This is a genomic window from Paraburkholderia humisilvae, assembly GCF_902859855.1.
Classification (GTDB): domain Bacteria; phylum Pseudomonadota; class Gammaproteobacteria; order Burkholderiales; family Burkholderiaceae; genus Paraburkholderia; species Paraburkholderia humisilvae.
Genome location: NZ_CADIKH010000184.1, coordinates 1 through 4,534 on the forward strand (window position 1 = coordinate 1; position 4,534 = coordinate 4,534).

2 protein-coding genes and 1 pseudogene are annotated in these 4,534 nt (G+C 53.8%); 2 read left to right on the forward strand and 1 reads right to left on the reverse strand.

Annotated features, from left to right (window positions below):
• Positions 1-426: 426 nt before the first annotated feature.
• Entirely contained in the window at positions 427-1,056 is a 630-nt protein-coding gene (locus HV796_RS40360; protein WP_175233300.1) for an FMN-dependent NADH-azoreductase, read from the reverse strand.
• A gap of 1,373 nt (positions 1,057-2,429) precedes the next feature.
• Here HV796_RS40360 and HV796_RS40365 point away from each other — a divergent pair.
• Positions 2,430-3,707, forward strand: coding sequence for a polyhydroxyalkanoate depolymerase (locus HV796_RS40365; protein ID WP_175233301.1), 1,278 nt, complete (start codon positions 2,430-2,432; stop codon positions 3,705-3,707).
• A 573-nt stretch (positions 3,708-4,280) separates the two neighbouring features.
• Positions 4,281-4,422, forward strand: a pseudogene (locus HV796_RS44975) (IS5/IS1182 family transposase); the annotation flags it as partial.
• Positions 4,423-4,534: the final 112 nt, after the last annotated feature.

Here is a 4,534-nt window from a genome sequence, read left to right on the forward strand (position 1 = left end):
GAAAAAGCTTCCTGAAGACGGCGCAGCCCGGCATTCGGGCAACCCGCGTTCGGACTTCGCAACGGCCATCGGCCGACTTGCGCGGTAAGGTAGCGGCAGGCTCATGAGGCGCTCCACTGTAATGCGGTATCCAACCCGCGCATATCAGCCTGATCCACCGTCGACATTACTGCTGCGCCGTCCTCAGGAAACTGAATTTGTCTATGAAAAGACGGAAAACCACTACACCGATTGACACGGAAAATCATATCAGTCCGACATGAAGTTAGCGGCGGTACCGTCTCCTCTGTTGCGCGTAAACGTCGGTCCGACGCGCAACAGACGGATTTATGTAACATTAACGCCACTGCTCAGAGCCCATCTTCCGCCAAGGCTATGGATCGGATCGCCGATGCGAAATGCCTGACGGTCGCGCATGGAAGAACCCTATTTTCCCAACCAATTGCGCGCCAGATTCCGTACCAGTACCTCAGCCTCCCCTTTCGTTTTGAAGAAATTGGTGTTCAAAACCGTAGGGGCAACATGAACATGCTGAATCGACTCAACTCCGATAAACTGCAGCCAGTGCTCGACGTACGGAGTTGAAAAATCCGATCCGAAACTAGTCGCTACGCCCTCGTAATAGACACCACTTGCATGAATGACAAGGGATTTCCTTCCGCGCATGAGGCCAATATATCCGTTTTCAACATCGAATTCAAATGCCAATCCGGGCTGCGTGACAACATCGATAAATTGCTTCAACTTATACGGAACCCCATTATTCCACAAGGGAACGTTGAAGACATAGGCGTCCGCCGCGGCGAAGCGCTCAAACACCCGCTTTATTTCTCCCCACACCGTTTTTTGATCAATACTCAGATCGCCCCCCCTGAGGATAGACATTTTTGCGCTTGAAGCGACGGCGCCAAATTCCGGCAGAGAATCCTCGAACAGATTGTAGGTGTCGAGATCGACTTCAGTATAACTTATCAATTCAGAAACAAAGGCACTTGAAATGAACAGTGACTCACTGTCCACCCCGCGGGCGGACGCATTAATTTGCATCAATTTCATCCGATTTCCTTTTTTCGAATCACACTTGACCATATATTTCAAGCAATCTGATCAGGCATGGCGTTCGTTACAAGAACGCAGGAACAGATTTTTTCATCGGATGCACCACCGAGCGGGTGCATGTAGATTTGACTTCGTCAAACAATCAGGAGGCGAAATACCGTCCCGGACCGCGTCGCCCTTCAAGTGGGCTCAGGACCAGTCTCGGGTCTCGCTACCAATCATGAATACGAGCCCTAGTACGGTCTCGAATCTATGCTTACTCAAGGGGTCCGTCAACAGCGCAGCCTTAACATCACAAAAAACAACGAACTATCTGATCACATAATAATCGAATAAATTTGCAGAAATTTTTCCTAAAACAACAAATGCAGCCCCCAATAGCAGGGATATTAATATAAAATCGCATTGAAATGGTTATAACTTGACAAATGTGGTGCGCCATGCGTGGGAAGCGACGGCAAACAAAAACCGGCTTCAACCGCTATCGATCAGTCACTCAGCGGGGCACATAAACGTCGGCAGCAAGCCTTGGGCTTCTCGTCGAATAGCCGATCCAAAGGTTATAGCGATGCAGATCAATGCGAGTTAGCAAAGCGCCAACAACAGCACGCGTACGGGGCCCGCAAGGGCGACATCCCGGAAAGTTTGAGTAGTGCCCACACGCGGCGACCGAACACGTCAGCACATTCAGTCGTCGACACCGTTGTCACACTAATGACGCCGAGCGCCACCTGCGACGCCATAACCCTGAGCATCCGGATCCGGACGGCATCGTGTTTCCCGTCGTACCTCGGGGTCCCGCCGAATCCGACGAGTCACGTTTCTGGGACACATGTTCGCCAACGCTTGACAACATCTCTGCGAAGAAGCTTCATCGGTGCCGCGACACGCGCCATCTCCTCCCCTTAACAAATGTTGACACCCTGCTTCTTCGTCTTCCCTAACATTGATTTCGCGAAGACGTAATTCATCTTGCAGAGTGGTGCAGCGACGCGACATTGGACTCTACGATGCTAATCGTTGGCCTAATCCGTATCGCGCTGGCTCAATACCTGCACGCGTCAAGAAACTGCTCATAGCCTGCAAGCACATCACACGTAGAACGGGAGAGAGTTTTGAGAATAAACGAGGGACATTTATTGCACCCGCCCTGCGCCGACACGCACTGAGTCGCTTGAAGGGCCCCGAAACTTGGTTTACGTGCACTAAACAGCGGAACCCAGAGAGATGTCATAAATTGATCGAAGCATCAAAGCATCACGACCTGGCTCTTAAGAGATTTCATCCAAATTTGATTATTTTTTTAAGCGAAATTCGCCATCGGGGGTGTCGACGGGCTCCCCACACCACGCAAAAATACTGGAGCGACCATGCTTTATCAATTTCATGAATTCCAGCGTTCACTATTTAACCCGCTCACCGCCTGGGCTCACGCCGCATCGCAATCACTTTCGAATCCGGCCAGTCCGCTTGCGTATATTCCGGGCGCGACTCGTCTATCGGCGGGCTACGAACTGCTGTACCGCCTCGGCAAGAACTACGAGAAGCCCGGTTTCGATCTGCATCAGATCGTCAAGGACGGCCACAACATCCCCATTGTCGAGCAGACGATCATCGAAAAGCCGTTTTGCCGGCTGATGCGGTTCAAGCGCTTTGCCGACGATCCCGATGCCCTCGCGCAACTAAACGACGAACCCGTCGTGCTGGTCTGCGCGCCGCTATCGGGCCACCATTCGACGCTCCTACGCGACACCGTGCGCACGCTGCTGCAGGACCACAAGGTGTACATCACCGACTGGACCGATGCGCGGATGGTGCCTCTGGTGGATGGTTCGTTCGATCTCGACGACTACGTCGCGTACATCCAGGAGTTCATCCGCCATATCGGCGCGAAGAATCTGCACGTCATTTCGGTTTGCCAGCCGACCGTACCGGTGCTCGCGGCGATCTCGCTGATGGCAAGCCGCGGCGAGGGCACGCCGCGCACGATGACGATGATGGGCGGCCCGATCGACGCGCGCAAGAGTCCGACTTCGGTCGATTCGCTCGCGACACAGCACTCGCTTAACTGGTTCGAGACAAATGTGATCTATGACGTGCCATCGAACTATCCGGGCGTCGGGCGCAAGGTCTATCCAGGCTTCCTGCAGCATGCGGGCTTTGTCGCGATGAATCCGGAGCGGCACGCGGAGTCGCATCGGGACTTCTATCAGAGCCTGTTACACGGCGACGAAGAGGACGCTGAGGCACACCGCCGTTTCTATGACGAATACAACGCGGTGCTCGACATGGCTGCCGAGTACTACCTGCAGACAATCCAAGTCGTGTTCCAGGAATTCCGGCTCGCGGAAGGCACGTGGAAAGTCGACGGCGAGCTCGTGCGTCCGCAGGACATCACGAACACCGCCCTGTTTACCGTTGAGGGGGAACTCGACGATATCGCCGGCGCCGGTCAAACGAAGGCCGCGCACGACCTGTGCACCGGTACTTCAACGAAGCACCGCCGGCACTTCACCGCCGAGAAGTGCGGACACTATGGCATTTTCTCGGGCCGCCGATGGCGCTCCATTATCTATCCGCAAATCCGCGACTTTATCCTCGAGCACAACAAGGCGGAAAAGTTCGAGGCAGAACTCGTCGTGTCATGATCAGTCTCGACTGAGGCGGAACGGGCGCTGCGATAATAGCCAGAGCGGCGCCCAGCGGTTCTTACGCAAGTTTGGCCTTCAGTGGTTGCGCAAGCAACAATAACTCCGCCGTCGCTCTCTGGCGAGAGTTCTCGCGAGCTTGGCATAACGGATGATCATTTCCCGACCAAAAAATTCCAACCTACGAGCGACTTTAATTCACCTGCCACCTCAGGACTTCTGCCCAATCACCTGGACGTACCTGCCTGAATAGACGCGCAGAGGGATGCCCGGGCCATCGTCCGACGCACCGTCACGCACTTAATGAGGATGACATTCAATCTCTGATAGTCAAACGCCGGCGATGGGCGCCGCTATCAAGATCAATTTGATTAAGCCTCTTCTTGTGCCCCAGCAACATGTGACGTTTCCCGAATGTTTATTCCGTAACCCAGATAATAAAGCGACACCGTGACGTCCGGCGAATCTCCTCGGGTCCGTTCGCCTCCGAGGTTGCCACGTCGTTAGGACCGGGACCATCTCCAATCTAAGAGCCCGTTTGGACGTTAGAGTCGGATGTAGTTTAAATAAGAGAAGTGGAAAACACAGCATCAGGGATCGCCAGGTAAAGTGGGCACAGAAAACGAAGCGTTATCCGAGCGATATGAACAACATCGAATGGGCCGCAATCAGAGGATTGCTGCCACGTGCTGCTTCGCGCGGACGCCGTCGTCAGTGAGCTAAAGTCGAAAGTGGTGTACGGGGGAGTTGAGGCGGGAAGTTGAAAGCGGTGGAGGTTTCAGCTGAGAATCTGATTGTCGAAGTCGGAAACCAGCAAAAAATCAAAC